Here is a 15298-nt window from a genome sequence, read left to right as displayed (position 1 = left end):
CAGAGCCTCGAACTACACGAGAGAGTAGCCGTCGCAGTTGGACTCTCGAAGAGCGTAATTCAAAAATTTCCACCTGTTCGCCAGTACGAGGCCATGCTCTTCAACTCTTATCCCTTCATCTTCCTTTTCCTGCCGGTTGTCGTGATCGGCTATTTTGTGTTGGGACGGTTCAGCAACCTGGCGCCCGTGGTCTGGCTGGCGGTGGCGTCGCTGGCCTTCTACGCCGTCAGCAACTGGCAATTCGTGGCCCTGCTGCTGGCGTCGATCGCCTTCAACTACGTCATCGGCCTGTTGCTGATCACAAGCCGGCTGCGCGCCGGACCACGTTTTGCGGTGCTCACGCTTGGCGTCGCCGGCGATCTCGTAGTGCTCGGCTATTTCAAATATGCCGGCTTCCTTGCCGCCAACCTCAATGCGCTGTTTTCTGCCGGCCTCACGGTCGATGTCCTGCTCCCGGTCGGGATATCCTTCTACACCTTTACCCAGATCGCCTTCCTGGTAGACGCCTATCGCGGCAAGGTCGTGGGCTACCGGCTGCCGCATTACGCGCTGTTCGTCACCTATTTCCCACATCTGATTGCAGGGCCGATCCTTCACCACAAGGACATGATCCCGCAGTTCGAGCGCGCGGAAGCCAAGCGGCCGGATATGCATCTCATTCTGTGCGGCCTGATCATCTTCGGGATCGGCCTGTTCAAGAAGTCCTGCCTAGCCGACGGCATCCAGCCGTTTGTCGCGCTCGCGTTCGGTGCGGATACACCGTCCTTCGCTCAGGCTTGGATCGGCGCACTGGCCTACACGTTCCAGCTCTATTTCGATTTCTCCGGCTATTCCGACATGGCGATCGGCATTTCGCTGATGTTCGGCGTGTTCCTGCCGCTTAATTTCAATTCGCCGTACAAGGCCACGAACATCATCGATTTCTGGCGGCGCTGGCACATGACGCTGTCGCAGTTTCTGCGCGACTATCTCTATATCCCGCTCGGCGGCAATCGCCACGGCACGGTTCTGCGCTACATCAACCTGATGGTCACGATGGCGCTCGGTGGGCTCTGGCACGGCGCGACCTGGAGTTTTGTCGCCTGGGGCGTCTTGCATGGCCTGTATCTCTGCATCAATCACGCCTGGAACCGTTTTGGTCCAGCAATCGGGCCGCGTTTCGCGCCTGCGGCCAATCTTGTCGCATTTCTCCTGACCTTCCTCTCGGTCGTCATTGCCTGGGTGTTCTTCCGCGCTGACAGCATGGCGTCGGCGATGTCAATCCTGTCGAAGATGGCAAGCCCGGCTCACAGCGACCTAAGTTACCGCGACATGTTGGCTGCCGCGATGGTCGGCGCTTATGCGCTGCTGGCGTGGTTCGCGCCGAACACGCAAACCATCGTGGGCTATGATCACGACAACAGAACCGTGGGCCAAGCCGTCGGCGCGTGGCAGCAACGGCGGTCATTCATTTATGTGAGCGCGGCGCTGCTGGCCTTTGCGGTCCTCGGAATCCAGCAGCACAGCGAATTCATCTATTTCAGGTTCTGATGAGCGCAGCTGCTAAAAATTTGGTCCTGTTTCTCGCTACCGGCTTGACGATCGCGGTCCTGATCGCGGCGTTCAATTTCGTCGTCGATCCGCTGCAGCTATTCGGCGTTTTCCAGTTGGGCCGTCATTGGTATACTCCCGACAGCCGGTTGCAGGACGCAGGCCTTATTCGAAGCCAGGACTTCGATACCGTCTTCATGGGCACGTCGCTTGCGGTTCACTTCCGCCAAAGCGAAATCGACAAGCAACTCGGCGTACATTCCGTCAAGCTGGCGATGTCGGGATCAACCTCTGTCGAGCAAAGGTTCGTGCTCGACGCCGCACTTCGCCGTCATCCCAGGCTGGTCATCTGGCAGATGGACGACTGGATCTTCCGTGATGCTCCGGATGTCGGCTCCGACGTGTATATGCCGGCCGATCTCTATCTGATGAACGCGAAGGGAATTGCGGGATATCTATTCAGCCTCGAGACAGCGCGCGAGTCGCTGTGGATCGCGCTTCGCGGGGTCAGACGATTGGACACGATCGCACACGGGCTGTCCGCGGCCCAGTATCTTAAATTTCAGCAAGACGATCTGAACGAGCTGAACGCCTTTCCCGCCAATATCGAGCTTTCAACCACGTACAATTCCGCCAAGGCTCGTGCCTCTTTTAGACACTTCCTGAATGCTCCGGGCGAGATAGCCGCGGGCTATAATTATGCGGCAATGGTCCGCAATTTCGAGCGCGATGCAGTCGGCATGATCGTTGAGCATCCGGACGTAACCTTCGACATCTTTTTTCCGCCCTACTCAATCCTGCAATTCGTGTCGATGCGCGAGGCTTCCCCGGCGACGCTGAAGATAGTTTATGACTTCTCCGCCTATGCCAACCGGCGGCTGACGGCACTGCCCAATGTCCGGCTGTTTGATTTTCGCGAAGCGAAGGAAATAACCCACGATCTGAACAATTATGCAGACGTGATCCATCATGCGCACACGATTGATTTGAAGCTCTTGTCCTATTTGGCGGCGGGCAACTACCTCGTCAGCCGCGACGCGCCCACCGCATCAATTGAGCGGCTCAAGGCGCAGGTCGATGTCTATCAGCTAAACTGAAAGAACGGACCGGCTGAGCTAAAACTCACGAATGAGTTCAACCACCGCGCGCTGCTGATCCTGTGTGATCTCGGCGAACATCGGCAGCGACAAGATGCTGCCCTGATCCCGATGCGCGTACGGAAACTGCTCGGGACGATGCTTGAGGCGGCTATAGGCGGCGAGAAACGGCAATGCGGTCGGATAGTTGATCGCGGTCTGAACGCCGTTGGCGTTGAGATGCGCGGCCAGTGCGTCGCGGCGCGGATGCTTAATGGTATAGAGGTGATAGACGTGGGTGCGGCCCGCGGCGACGTGGGGAACAACCACATCCTGGATCTGATTGAGGCCTGCGTCATATACCTTGGCGGCATCCTGTCGCGCCTTGGTCCAGTCCGGCAGATGCGGCAATTTGGCGGACAGGATCGCCGCCTGCATGCCGTCAAGCCGGCTGTTGATGCCCTCGATGTGGTGCTGATGCTTGACCAAGCCGCCATGGCGCGCGAGCATTGTCATGTGCTCGGCGAGCGCACCATCGTTGGTGACAACCGCCCCGGCATCGCCCATCGCACCCAGATTCTTGCCTGGATAAAATGAATAGGTTGCCGCAGCGCCGAAAGTGCCGATCTGCCGACCCTTGTAGCGCGCCAGATGCGCCTGCGCGCAATCCTCAATTACCCAGAGCTTGTGCTTGTGCGCGATCGCCATGATCGCATCCATATCCGCCGGCTGTCCGTACAGATGCACCGGAATGATGCCAACCGTGCGCGGCGTGATCGCCGCCTCGATCGCCGCCGGATCAATCGTAAAGGTCGCGCCGTCGGTATCGCAGAACACCACGGTCGCGCCGGCGTGGGTGATCATCGCGGATGTCGATATCCACGAATGCGCCGTCGTGATGACCTCGTCGCCTGGTTTGACGTTCAGCGCGGCCATGGCGAGATAAAGCGCATCGGTGCCGTTGGCACAGGACACACAGTGTTTGACGTCCACGGCGCTGGCGAATTCCCGCTCGAAAGCATCGACATAGGATCCGCGGATGAACGCGTTATCGCGGATCACGGCGGCGATCGCGGTGTCGATCTCGCCCTTGATGGTTTGGTATTGAAGTTGCAGATCTGCGAAGGGTACCGGCATCCTTGATCTTCCTTATCCGCGCGACGGCAGCCTGCGCGCCGGGTTGCCCGCATAAGTGCCGGCAGTGGTGATGTCCCTGGTCACGACCGCGCCCGCCCCGATCACGGCACCGTCGGCAATGCGGACCGGCATGATCGTGGCGTTGGAGCCGATCGAAACCCGATTACCGATCACGGTCTCACGCCATAATTCCTTGCGTCCGCCCGCAGGGCCGCCGGTCGAAAACGTGTCATTGATGAACATCACCCCATGACCGACAAAGCAGTCATCACCGATCGTCACCAGTTCGCAGATGAAGGCATGCGACTGCACGCGAGTGCGCGCGCCGATCTGCACGTCCTTCTGGATTTCGGTAAAGGGACCTACAAAGCAGTCATCGCCGATCTTGCAGCCGTATAGATTGCACGGTTCGACGATCTTGACCCGCGCGCCGAATTCGACGTTGCGCACGCCGGCATGATGCACGACGGGCTGGTTCACGACGCCACACCGAGCCGGCACAGCCGGGGCGTAAAATGCAACGCGACCTCCTGGCCGGTCTCGATCGACTCGTAAAGGGCGGAAATCAGCTCGAGGCTCTTGCGTCCCTCAAGACCATCCACCAGCGCCGCGCGCTGATGCACCAGGCAGTCGATGACGTGCTGATAGTAGGCTTGATGGCCAAAGCCATAGACGTTGGGCGGATTGACCGAAAATTTCTCGACCACGTCGTTGTCCGACGCAAGCTCATCGACAAAACGCCAATGCCTGATCTGATTGACGGCAAAGCCGGCGATTTCGACCGTGCCCTTCTCTCCCAGGATTGACAGAGATCCTTCGAGATCGGTTGGTCGGGCGGCGGTCGTCGCTTCAATAATCCCCAGTGCACCGTTGCGGAACTTCAGGGTCGCCACAGCGGTATCTTCAGTTTCGATCTTTGCGAGTGCGGTGATCGCGCGCGCATGAACGCTCACTACGTCGCCAAAGAACCACTCCAGCATGTCTACATGATGACTGGCCTGATTGGTGAGCACGCCGCCGTCATAGGCCCACGTGCCACGCCAGTCATCCTGATCGTAATAGGCCTGGTCGCGGCACCAACGCACGCGTACCGTGCCCAGAACAAGCCGCCCGAATCGGCCCGCGTCCAGGGCCTCGCGCGCCTTAACGACCGGAACGTTGAAGCGATTTTGCTTGACGACGAACAGCTTGACGCCGGCCTCGTCGCAGGCGCGGATCATGTCGTCCGCATCCTGGAGCCGCAGCGCCATCGGCTTTTCCACAACCACATGCTTTCCCGCCCTGGCGCAGGCGATGACATGCTCGGGATGCATTCCGCTTGGCGTCAGGACCGCAACCGCGTCGATGTCTTTTTGCGCCAGAAAGTCATCGATATCGTAATAGGCCGGGACGCCGAACTTCGACGCGATCGCATCGGCGCGCGAACGAATCGGATCGCAGACCCCAGCAAGACCGGCCCGATCGACGTGGTGGCCGCCCAGCAGATCGGAGTGACGCTTCGCGATGCGCCCGCAACCGAGCAAGCCGAACTTGATCATAGCGGTTCCCTTTTGCGGAGCGGCGGCAAGGCCAGAGGAAAGGAGCCGCACTGGGCGCGGGGCGGCTGGTGACATGCCAGTCTATATTCGCGAAAGCCCTTATAAATCAAGTCTGAAAGCCTGATTCGGGGGCCGAAACACGGAGGATGATTGGGGAAACAACGCGAATCGCAAGCCGGAAACGCTTCCCGGAACTTGGGAAAGCTCTCCGGAGAGAGCCGGAACGGCTTCGGACAATTCAACGGCTTCCGGTTCGCCCCGCGTTACATTTTGCACGTTGTCCGCCGAAAAGAGCAGCCTTTTGGGCACGCGGCGGGCGGGTGATGGACTTACCGCATTGCTTCCCCTAAACTTTGGCAGTCCCGCAGTCTCGCTATCGGAATATTCAACCGATGCCCATTCGGCTCCTGATGGATTATTGAAGCTAGAATCATGACTGCTCCCATTTTGCAGATCCTTTGGTCACACCGATTTTCATTTCTTTTTGCGGTGTGTTTAACCTTCGTCGCTGCCGCCCTCGTCGTTTTCACGCTGCCCACGCGGGCAACGGTCCGGTCGTCGATAGAAATTGGCTCTGTGGTTGTCGGCGACAAGCTGGAGGCGATTGAGCCACCGGAGAATGTCGCAAGACGGATACCCAGCGTCTACGGTCCAGCAGCGCTACAGGCGATGGCAAACAAGGGCGTTTCGCCCGTAATCCTGGCCGCGCTGCAAAATCCAAGCGCCGACAGCATCGGGCGCTCCGTGTCGATGGTGAGCACCATCGACCCAGGTCTTGAAAACGAGGCAAAGGAATTTCAGAAAACCACCGCCGATCTCGTCGTGAAGGAGTTGGCGCCACGCGCGACGGCTTTGCGCCAGCGCATCGAGACCCGAATAGCCCTGGCGATCAAGGCGGGCGACAACTTCGAACAACAGATCAAGGACGAGTCAAATGAGATCGATCGCATCGGCGTTCTCACGGACGATCTGCGCAGCCAGTTCCAGAAACAGCGGGAAAATCTGGCGGCACTTTATCAGCGCACCGCCACAGCGCCGCCAGCCGCCGGCGAGGGCGCCACGCTTGAAGCCGAAATTCGGGAGTTGCACGAGCAAATTTCAAGCCTGACAAATCTGATGGGCAGATTGACCCTTGAAAGGTCTCGACTCATCCGAGAACTTACGGACACGCAGCGCCTGCGCGAAGCGCAAGACGCGACGATCGCCAATGCGCAGTTTGAGAAAAACGGCTTGATGGAGACGTACATATCGTTGCCCGCGATGCTGATGCCCGCAATGGAGCCGACCAAGCGCCGGCTCCTCTTGCTGCTTGTTGCGTTGGCGGTATCGCTTCTGGTTGGCTTTGGAACCATTGTCATGTCTCACAATATGGCCACCAGAAAGACTTGAGCATCAGGCGAATTTTGCAATCCGCAGTCGCCGAAACACCGTTTTTGGCACAATGCGTATGACCGAGCTATCCGATAACGCGCCGCATCCGAACACCAGGCTAGGACCAGCCTTCCTGATATACCTTCACGTCGCCGTCTGCTGCCTCTCGCTCGTCTACGTCGCTGAGTTCTACGCGAATATCAAGGTCGCCATGTTCGACCAAGTCAGGCTCTATGAGGCCGCCCTCAATATTATCCCCATCGCTCTGGTTTCAGTTCTTTTCGCATTCAGTCGATTCAGCTTCGGTTACGTCTTGGGATTTTATTTCTACACCATGATCCTGGGATACCTCTGGCTCGTTGCCTTTTCGCGATTCAACTACGATCATGCATTGGCGAGTATTTCAGCTTTTGGCTCCGTGCTGGCATTCCTGGTGCCCGCACTGTTCATCACATCGCCGATCAGGCAGACATATACCCTCTCGGGGCGGACGCTCGAGAACCTGCTGTCCTTCATCCTGATCTTTGCGGCGCTTGTCGTCGCGATCGGCGCTTTCTACAACTTTAGGCTGGTTGGCGTCGGCGATATTTACGGCTTCCGCAACGAGCTGCAAATCCCGACTTGGCTTGCCTATCCCATTGGCGTAACGTCTGGCGCGCTGTTACCATTTGCATTTGCCTGCTTCGTCGAGCGTGGTCAGCGGTGGCGCGCAGCGTTGGTTTTGGTGCTCTTGTTGCTGTTCTATCCCGTCACGCTCACCAAGCTTACGCTCTTTGCTCCTATTTGGCTGCTGCTTCTGACGCTGCTTTGCCGCGTGTTCGAAGACAGAACTTCTGTCGTGCTGTCATTGTTTGTGCCGGTATCGGCTGGAGTCATCTTAGCCCTGCTGTTCAAACTCGGCTTGCTTCCATACGAGCTAATCAGGAATTATTTCGGCGCTATCAATTTCAGGATGGTCGCCATTCCATCTAGTGCGCTCGACTTCTATAACGACTACTTTTCGACGCACCACGTCACGCTGTTTTGCCAGATCTCGCTCTTAAAGCCGCTCGCCGGCTGCCCCTACAGCGATCCGCTGTCGATCGTGATGGAGCGGGCCTATCAGTTGGGCAATTTCAACGCATCGCTCTTTGCTACGGAAGGCATTGCGTCGGTCGGACCAATCCTGGCGCCATTTTCCGGGTTTGCATGCGGGCTCGTGATAGCGCTCGGCAATCGATTGTCCGCCGGGCTGCCATCGAGATTCATACTAATTTCAGGCGGCGTTCTTCCGCAGATCTTTCTGAACGTGCCGCTCACAACGACACTATTGACGAACGGCGCCTTCATTCTTTTCCTGCTGTGGTATGTCACGCCACGCGAAATCCCGATCGGTCGGACGATTCGTAAATCGACGACCGCCCACTGACCGATTGGCAGGATCGCATCGGCACCCGTCCCTTGACGGCCCAAATCCGGCGGATTATCAGTTGGGATCGACTAGGTGGTGTCCTGAAGTCACGATTGTTCGTCGTGGGTCGCGTTTTTTTGCTGTGCTGACGCCTTTCCTTCCCGCGCGACGGCAACGTTCCCTCCAACAGAAACACCTTCGGGTGTCAGGCTTGCCAGAGGTTCCCGATGCAGAGCGTTCTGATCACCGGAGGCGCAGGCTTCATCGGCCAGAATCTGGTGCATGCCTGGCACGCGGCCCGTCCGGATGACCGGCTGACTGTCGTCGATGCGATGACTTATGCCGCAAACGTCCGCAGCCTGGAGCCGCTGATCGCCGATCGCAGCATCGGATTCGTAAAGGGCGATATCCAAGACGCGGCGCTGATGCGGCGGCTGTTCGACGAGCATAAATTCACACGCGTCGCTCACCTTGCTGCCGAATCTCATGTCGACCGGTCCATCGTCGATCCCGAGGCCTTCCTGCAAACCAACGTGCTCGGCACCTTCACCCTGCTCAAGGCGGCGCTGGACGCATGGCGCGCTTCGGGTGCAATCGATCGCGCGCGCTTTCTTCACGTGTCGACCGACGAAGTCTACGGCTCGCTAAGGGAGGACGAACCCGCCTTTTCGGAATCCTCGCCGTATCGTCCCAACTCGCCCTATGCCGCAAGCAAGGCGGCGAGCGACCATCTGGTGCGCTCATTCGTCCCGACCTACGGGATGCCTGCCCTGATCACCAATTGCTCCAACAATTACGGCCCGTATCAACACCCCGAGAAATTGATTCCGCTGATGATCATTCATGCGCTGGAGGGCAAGCCGCTGCCGATCTATGGCGACGGCTCCAACGTCCGCGACTGGTTGCACGTCGCCGACCATTGCGCTACGCTGATGAGCGTGATCGAGCGGGGACGCGTCGGGGAAACTTACAATGTCGGCGGCGGCAATGAACGCACCAACCGCGACGTGGTCGGCCTGATCTGCGAGACGATCGACACGGCGTTCGCCGCCGAAAAAAACCTCGCCGCGCGCTTTCCATCGTGTCCGGCGGCGTCCGCGGTGAGCTGTCGCTCGCTGATCTCATATGTAACCGACCGGCCGGGCCACGATCACCGCTATGCGATAGACGCTACGAAACTCACCGAAGAACTCGGCAATCGATGCAGCGTCGGGTTCGAGACCGGATTGCGCCAGACCGTCCGCTGGTACCTCGACCGCGAAGATTGGTGGCGCGACGTGACCAGCGGCGCCTACCGGGCGTGGATCGACAAGAATTACGGCTTCCGGATCGCAGTTTAAAGCAATCATGCGCATCCTCGTGCTCAACGCGGATTATCCGCGCTTCCTGGCTTGGCTGTATCGCCGCTCGCCCGGGCTCGAGAAGGCCTCCTATGCGACGCAAATGGCCGCGCGCAACGCGAGCCTGTTCGGGGTTGCGGATTTCTATTCGAGGAATTTTGCCGCGTTGGGCCACGAGGCGGCGGAAATCCACGTCAACAATCCCTGGCTGCAGTCAGCGTGGGCGCGCGAACACGGCATAGCGGTCGAGCTGCCGGAAGCCGCAAGTCACGCGGAGCCCCGCGCACTGCCCGGCTGGTTGCAGCGCGCCGTGACGCCGTTCAAGCCGATGCTGAGGCCGCTGGTCCGCAAGGTCGGATTGAGCCCTCGGCTCGATGCGCGGACCGAGCAGATCCTGCTGGCCCAGATTGAGGATTTTCGGCCTGACCTGGTGCTCAATCAGGACGTCTTTCACGTCGACACAAGCTTCATGCGACGCGTCAAAGCCGTCGGCAACCCGATCCTCATCGGACAAGTCGGGATCGAGCCGTCGCGGGGCGAGGATTGGAACGTCTACGACCTGATGATCTCGCAATTGCCTGCAACGATAAGGCTGTTTCACGCTCTCGGCGTCTCCGCGAAAGTGAATCATCTGGCGTTCGAGCCGGCCATTCTCGACGCGCTGCCCGCGGCGCCGGTGGTGGATACCGATGTCTCGTTCGTCGGCTCGATTTCGCTTGACCATCGTCAGCGCATCGCGCTCCTGGAAGCGGTCGCCGAGCGCTACGATCTCAAGCTGTGGGGAATCCGTCCGCAGGCCCTGCCCGCCTCCTCGCCACTGCACCGCTGCTTCCAGGGCGAAGTCTGGGGGGCCGACATGTATCAGGTGCTGCGTCGGTCCCGCATCACGCTCAACTCGCATATCGATCTTGCCGGCCGGGAAGCTGGAAACATGCGGCTGTTCGAGGCAACCGGCGTCGGCACGTTTCTGCTGACTGACTTCAAGGACAATCTGCACACGCTGTTCGCCCCGGATCGGGAGGTTGCAACCTGGCGCTCGATCGAGGAATGTGTAAAGCACATCCAGCATTATCTCCGAGACGACGACGGCCGCGCGGAGATCGCGCGCGCCGGCCAGGCGAGGACCATGGCGCAGCACACCTATCACCATCGTGCCGCTGAAATTCTCGGTTTCGCCGAGGGAGCTGGAACTTCGCGATGAAGCTGCCCCGTGTCGTCCGGCAAATCGGCAAGCGTGTCATCAAGGCAACGCCCCTGCGCCGGCACATTTTGCCCTCAAGCGATTATCGCGTGCTCGGCGGCATCGACGAAGCGCGCAGCATGACCACTTCGTCGACCGGATGGCTTGCCGCACGTACGGTGATGCGGCAGGAGCGCGCCTATCGGGGATTGATCGCGGCGATGAAAGCCGGCGAGCCGCGGCTCGACTTCAGGGTCGCGGCGGAGGCCATAGCGGCTACCGGTATGGTCCACCCCAGCCTTGTCGAAGTCGGCTGCGGCAGCGGCTACTATTCGGAAGTGCTGGCCACGCTGCTGCCGGGCGGCGTGCAGTACACGGGGATCGATTACTCCGACGCCATGATCGCCCGCGCCCACGCGCATTATCCTTCGGCGACGTTTGAAGTTGCGGACGCAACCAGACTGCCTTACGCCGACGGCGCTTTCGACATCGTGTTCAACGGCGTATCGCTCATGCATATCGTCGATTATCGGCAGGCGATCCAGGAGGCCGCCCGCGTCGCGACGCGTTACTGCGTCTTGCACACCGTTCCGGTGTTCGACGACTACCACACAACCTTCCTGACGAAATACGCCTACGGCGCGCCCGTAGTGGAGATGGTCTTTGACAAGCAGGAATTGATGTCGCTGTGCGATGAATCGGGACTGCACCTCCAACGTGAATGGGCCTGCATTCCCTATGACGTGTCAGAGATTACGGGCCATCATTCGACGACAGAGACTTACCTGTTCTCGAAGCGCGGAAATTCCTGAGCAGCGGGACCGAGCGTACGATTGACCGGCTATAGCGGCAGAAGGATCGTCTTCACGAATGGACTGACAACGTTGTCCATGAGGGCCAGTTCCTTGATCTGAGTCAGGCTGGTCCAGTAAAACATCGTCATGTCGGTCTCGATCACGCTTTCTTCGTCAAGAAAGGCGATGATGTTTTCGTTCGATTTGCGCCAGAAACGGCCGCCCTCTTCATTGTGTTCGGCCCGGTACACGATGCGCACGCCTTTTTTGGCAGTGAGGACTTCCACCATCGGCGGACGCTTGCCGGCATGTGCGCGACGAATGTTCGACCACGTGCTTTGAATAGTTGGACAGAGCTGAAGCACGCCGATATTGCCCGGCTCCGCCTTCGCCTGCAGAAGGAATTCGACTCCATTTTCCGCGTGCTCGCGCGTGATCAGGCCAAGAATCCCGCCCTCCGGCTGCGTGTAGATCGGCTGGTCCCATGAGGCCACCTCGCGCAGATCGCCGCTTTCGATCCGCACGCCTTCGACACCGAAGAACTGACCGCTCTTGTGCCGCAGATTGCCCTTTTGGTCCCGCGACCAGTCTCGGACGTCGTCGAGGCCGATCAGATCCGCCTTGAACGTGATCGAATTGCGCTGCTGCTCGCGCCACGCCAGTACCGGGGCAGGATCCTTCGGCTCGATCGCCCGGGAGGCTGCCAGCCTCTGACGGAACCAGTCGAGGTGCGCGCGCTCGGCCATCAGATCACTTCCCTCAGTGCATCGATCACGGTGTCCACTTCCTCATCCTTGAGATGCGGATACATCGGCAGGGAAAATATCCGCTTCGCCTTCCGTTCCGCCACTGGGAATTGCCCTTCTCGATAACCCAGCTCGGCACTGCCGCGCATGATATGGATCGGCCAGCGATAGGACACATTGCAGTTGATGTCGCGCTTGGCCAGCCGCTCCAGCACGCCATCGCGGTCAGTGGCGTGCTCCACCACATAAAGATAATAAGTGTGGCGGCTATGTGCGTTCTCGCGCGGCAATACGAGCCCGCTCCCGGCGAGACCTCGATCATAACGCGTAGCGATCGCGCGCCGGCGCTCGATCCAGTCCCCGATCAGCGGCAGCTTCAATGACAATATCGCGGCCTGCACCTCGTCGAGGCGCGAATTGTAGCCGTGCCGTTCGGAATAATACTGGGTTTCCATGCCGTAGAAACGAAGACTGCGCGCCAGATGGGTTACTGCTTCGTCGTTGCTCATTACCATGCCGCCGTCACCATAGGCCCCCAGCACCTTGGTCGGATAGAACGAGAAAGACGAGGCGTGACCGACGCTGCCCGATTGGTGATTCTTGTAGAGAGAACCCTGCGACTGCGCGCAATCCTCCATCACCTTAAGACCGTGTCGCTGCGCTATCGCCATCAGCGGATCGAGATCGACGCACTGGCCATAGAGATGGACGGGGATGATTGCTTTGGTCTGCGGCGTGATCGCCGCCTCGACCTGATCCACATCCATCAGGAAATCGTCTTCGCGTACGTCGACGAACACCGGTCTGGCGCCAAGCGTGCGGATCGCCGAGACCGTTGGCACCGCCGTATTGGGCACCGTGATGACTTCGTCGCCGGCTTTCACGCCCAACGCCGCCAGCCCAATGTAAATGGCGTCGGTACCGCTGTTGACGCCCACGCCGTCGGTGACGCCGAGATAGGCGGCCATCTCGCGCTCGAATTTGACGCCTTCCTGACCAAGAATCAGCCGGCCCGAACGGAACACCCGATCCACCGTCGCGAGAATCTCGTCGCGCAGTTCTTCGTATTCCCGAAGATAGTCCCAAACATTGATTGGCATTATTCCCTCATGGGCGCCGGGGCGCCGGCTCCTTCTTTTGCGAGCGCCTGGGCGATCTGCGCCCGGCACTCGGCGTCACTCAACAGGCGGCGATAGAACCCCTCGTGATCGCCGTTCGCAACCGCGCCCGCGACCGATTCCAGAAAGCGGGCGAATGTATCGGCAACTTCTAACGTCACGACGCTTTCGACGTTGCGGACGCGCCGGCGCCATACCGTTCGATGATCGGCGGGTGGACTGAAGACGCGTTCTATTATCACGGACCCCGAACGCGCCACAATGAGCAGGCGATTCTGATATTCGCCCTCGAAACTGAAATGACCGGAAAATATCCCGCCATTGGCCAGCCGGGCCTGCACCGAGAAGCCCATGTCCACGCCGGTTTCGGGATGCCGTCCGCCGGCCAGCGCCGCGATACGGGACGGCGAACCGCCGCCGAGGATCCGCATCAGCCCGGCGGCATAAGGTCCCATGTCCAATAGGCAGCCACCACCATGTTCGCTGTGATTGCGAAAATTGGCGATCGGCAGCGGTGGAATGATGAACTGCGCATCGACGCAGTTGAGCGGCCCGTTCTCGGCAACGAAATCCGCGAGGGTCTCGAACTGCGGATGATAGCCGAAGACCGTGGCCTCTGCGAGGAGGCGGTTGTTGCGTCTTGCTTCCTGCACCGCGCGTTCGGCTGCCTCAAGCGTGATCATGGCCGGCTTGTCGACGATGACGTGCTTGCCGGCGGTAAGCGCCCTCGTGACCCAGCGCTCATGCATCGCGTTCGGCAGCGAAAGATAGACGATGTCGGCATCGTCTTCGCGCAGCGCCGCTTCATAGTCGCTGAAAAAACGTGCGGCCTTCGGCCAGCCATTCGGCTGGGGCCGGCTCTTGCTGGCAATCGAAACCTGGTCGATGGCCGTGACCACGGCTGCGGCGGGAATCACGCGCCGTTCCGCGATCGAGGAATAGCCGAGGATCAATAACCGCATTCCAGCTCTCGCAAACAGGGATTGAATTTTACCGGGCCGAACTGCTCGGCGAGGCGATGGCGCGACCAGTTACGATGTCGAGACGGCGAAAAGCCAGCGATCGTATCCGGCGCAGCACGTTGAATACATGGTCCACCTGGCTGCCGATCGCCAGCTTTCGAACGATCTTGATCTGGTCATCCTCAAGATAGGGCCTGGCTTCGGATTCGGCGGCGTCGAGCGCGATGACATAGGGCTGATAGATCCGCTGACGCATCAATTCGGGAAATGGCGCATGAAACACGCGGTGGCTGTTGAAATAATAGCGCCCCTCGCGTTTGACTCCGTGAAAATGAAAGAACAGCAGCGGATAGCGGCCCTCGATAAACACTGAGCCGTCGCGCCACTCCACGCGAAGATCGGCGAAGTTCCACGGCGCCAGATTGGCACCGAGATGCTGGATGACGTGGACATGTGGGAACAATCCGGGCAGCCGATCGAGATAGCGTTGGTCGGCGAAGCGGTCGCCGTCCACGTCTACGTAATCGTAGCACCATTCGATGCAGCGCTCGCGCCACCAACGCAGCGCAGCGATCCCTTCCTGGCAGCGACGGACACTGACCCAGCCGACGTTGTAGGTTCCGAAGCGCTGTCTGTAGGCTGTGCGCTTGGTGAAGTGGTGCGGGATAATGCCGAACGACGCGTCCTTCATTTCCGCATAAATCGGTTCGGGCGAGGCGAAGAAGAACAGATCGCTGTCGAGATAGGTTACCCACTCTGCATCCGGCTCGTTCTCGAGCACGTGGAGCTTCCAGGCTGGCGAGCAGGTAAAGTAATATTCGATCAGACTTCGATTGGGCCGGGTCGCGGCGACCTCGGGATCGGCAGCTTCGAAATCCGCCAGCCGCAGCGCTACAAGATTCGGCAGGTCGAGCGCAGTCAGGGCACGGTAACAGGTCTCGCTCAGACACAGCACCCACAGTCGCGCACCGGGCGCGTGCTGCTGGAGTGAATGAAACAGCGCAAGTCCACGCGACAGGTAGTTGTGATCGAAATAGGTGCAGTAGACGCGTTTTGCCATGATGCCTTGTCACTCAGATCGGGGAATGCATCGGGCGAACGCGGAGGTATGGTTGC

Annotated in this window: 14 protein-coding genes; 7 read left to right on the top strand and 7 right to left on the bottom strand. The window is 59.5% G+C overall.

The genetic code is table 11. The annotated features are described in order from the left end of the window. Positions 1 to 93 precede the first annotated feature (93 nt). Positions 94 to 1530, top strand: a complete 1437-nt coding sequence (locus AC0L3C_RS03695; protein WP_473407194.1) for an MBOAT family O-acyltransferase — start codon at positions 94 to 96, stop codon at positions 1528 to 1530. Further along, positions 1530 to 2627 (top strand): hypothetical protein, encoded by a 1098-nt coding sequence (locus AC0L3C_RS03690; RefSeq protein ID WP_473407193.1) that lies wholly within the window; start codon positions 1530 to 1532, stop codon positions 2625 to 2627. Before AC0L3C_RS03695 ends, AC0L3C_RS03690 begins: the two co-directional genes overlap by 1 nt. An 18-nt stretch (positions 2628 to 2645) precedes the next feature. On the opposite strand, the gene AC0L3C_RS03685 is transcribed toward AC0L3C_RS03690, so the two are convergent. From AC0L3C_RS03685 to AC0L3C_RS03675, 3 genes are read right to left on the bottom strand one after another with little or no spacing between them, the layout of a single operon-like run. Next, entirely contained in the window at positions 2646 to 3743 is a 1098-nt protein-coding gene (locus tag AC0L3C_RS03685) for a DegT/DnrJ/EryC1/StrS family aminotransferase (RefSeq protein ID WP_473407192.1), read from the bottom strand. Between the two features lie 12 nt (positions 3744 to 3755). Next, positions 3756 to 4223, bottom strand: a complete 468-nt coding sequence (locus AC0L3C_RS03680) for an acyltransferase (RefSeq protein ID WP_473407191.1) — start codon at positions 4221 to 4223, stop codon at positions 3756 to 3758. Further along, positions 4220 to 5281, bottom strand: coding sequence for a Gfo/Idh/MocA family protein (locus AC0L3C_RS03675; protein ID WP_473407190.1), 1062 nt, complete (start codon positions 5279 to 5281; stop codon positions 4220 to 4222). The genes AC0L3C_RS03680 and AC0L3C_RS03675 overlap by 4 nt, the downstream gene beginning before the upstream one ends. A 432-nt stretch (positions 5282 to 5713) precedes the next feature. Between AC0L3C_RS03675 and AC0L3C_RS03670 the strand changes: the two genes are divergently transcribed. The 5 genes from AC0L3C_RS03670 (at position 5714) to AC0L3C_RS03650 (ending at position 11374) form a co-directional block, all read left to right on the top strand. Then, on the top strand, positions 5714 to 6670 hold the full coding sequence (locus tag AC0L3C_RS03670) for a hypothetical protein (RefSeq protein ID WP_473407189.1): 957 nt from the start codon (positions 5714 to 5716) through the stop codon (positions 6668 to 6670). Positions 6671 to 6728: 58 nt separating this feature from the next. After that, complete coding sequence (locus AC0L3C_RS03665) at positions 6729 to 8060, top strand: hypothetical protein (protein ID WP_473407188.1); 1332 nt, start codon at positions 6729 to 6731, stop codon at positions 8058 to 8060. Between the two features lie 209 nt (positions 8061 to 8269). After that, positions 8270 to 9382, top strand: a complete 1113-nt coding sequence (rfbB, locus tag AC0L3C_RS03660) for a dTDP-glucose 4,6-dehydratase (protein ID WP_473407187.1) — start codon at positions 8270 to 8272, stop codon at positions 9380 to 9382. A gap of 7 nt (positions 9383 to 9389) precedes the next feature. Next, the gene (locus AC0L3C_RS03655; RefSeq protein WP_473407186.1) at positions 9390 to 10583 is read left to right on the top strand and encodes a CgeB family protein; all 1194 of its coding nucleotides are present in this window, start codon (positions 9390 to 9392) and stop codon (positions 10581 to 10583) included. An 89-nt stretch (positions 10584 to 10672) separates the two neighbouring features. After that, complete coding sequence (locus AC0L3C_RS03650) at positions 10673 to 11374, top strand: class I SAM-dependent methyltransferase (RefSeq protein ID WP_473407185.1); 702 nt, start codon at positions 10673 to 10675, stop codon at positions 11372 to 11374. A gap of 29 nt (positions 11375 to 11403) precedes the next feature. Here AC0L3C_RS03650 and AC0L3C_RS03645 read toward each other — a convergent pair whose 3' ends face one another. The 4 genes from AC0L3C_RS03645 to AC0L3C_RS03630 are packed head-to-tail and all read right to left on the bottom strand — an operon-like array spanning position 11404 to position 15242. After that, a complete protein-coding gene (locus tag AC0L3C_RS03645; RefSeq protein WP_473407184.1) occupies positions 11404 to 12102 on the bottom strand; it encodes an NDP-hexose 2,3-dehydratase family protein in 699 nt (232 codons plus the stop codon). Beyond that, positions 12102 to 13271 carry a DegT/DnrJ/EryC1/StrS family aminotransferase gene (locus tag AC0L3C_RS03640; RefSeq protein ID WP_473407183.1) on the bottom strand — a complete coding sequence of 390 codons (1170 nt, stop codon included), beginning with the start codon at positions 13269 to 13271 and terminating at the stop codon, positions 12102 to 12104. The genes AC0L3C_RS03645 and AC0L3C_RS03640 overlap by 1 nt, the downstream gene beginning before the upstream one ends. Continuing rightward, the gene (locus AC0L3C_RS03635; protein WP_473407182.1) at positions 13202 to 14182 is read right to left on the bottom strand and encodes a Gfo/Idh/MocA family protein; all 981 of its coding nucleotides are present in this window, start codon (positions 14180 to 14182) and stop codon (positions 13202 to 13204) included. Before AC0L3C_RS03635 ends, AC0L3C_RS03640 begins: the two co-directional genes overlap by 70 nt. Positions 14183 to 14210: 28 nt before the next feature. Then, positions 14211 to 15242, bottom strand: a complete 1032-nt coding sequence (locus AC0L3C_RS03630; RefSeq protein WP_473407181.1) for a hypothetical protein — start codon at positions 15240 to 15242, stop codon at positions 14211 to 14213. Positions 15243 to 15298: the final 56 nt, after the last annotated feature.

This window comes from Bradyrhizobium sp. WSM4872 (assembly GCF_055811715.1).
Note: the sequence above shows the minus strand (reverse complement) of the source record. Positions and strands in the feature narration are given on the sequence as shown.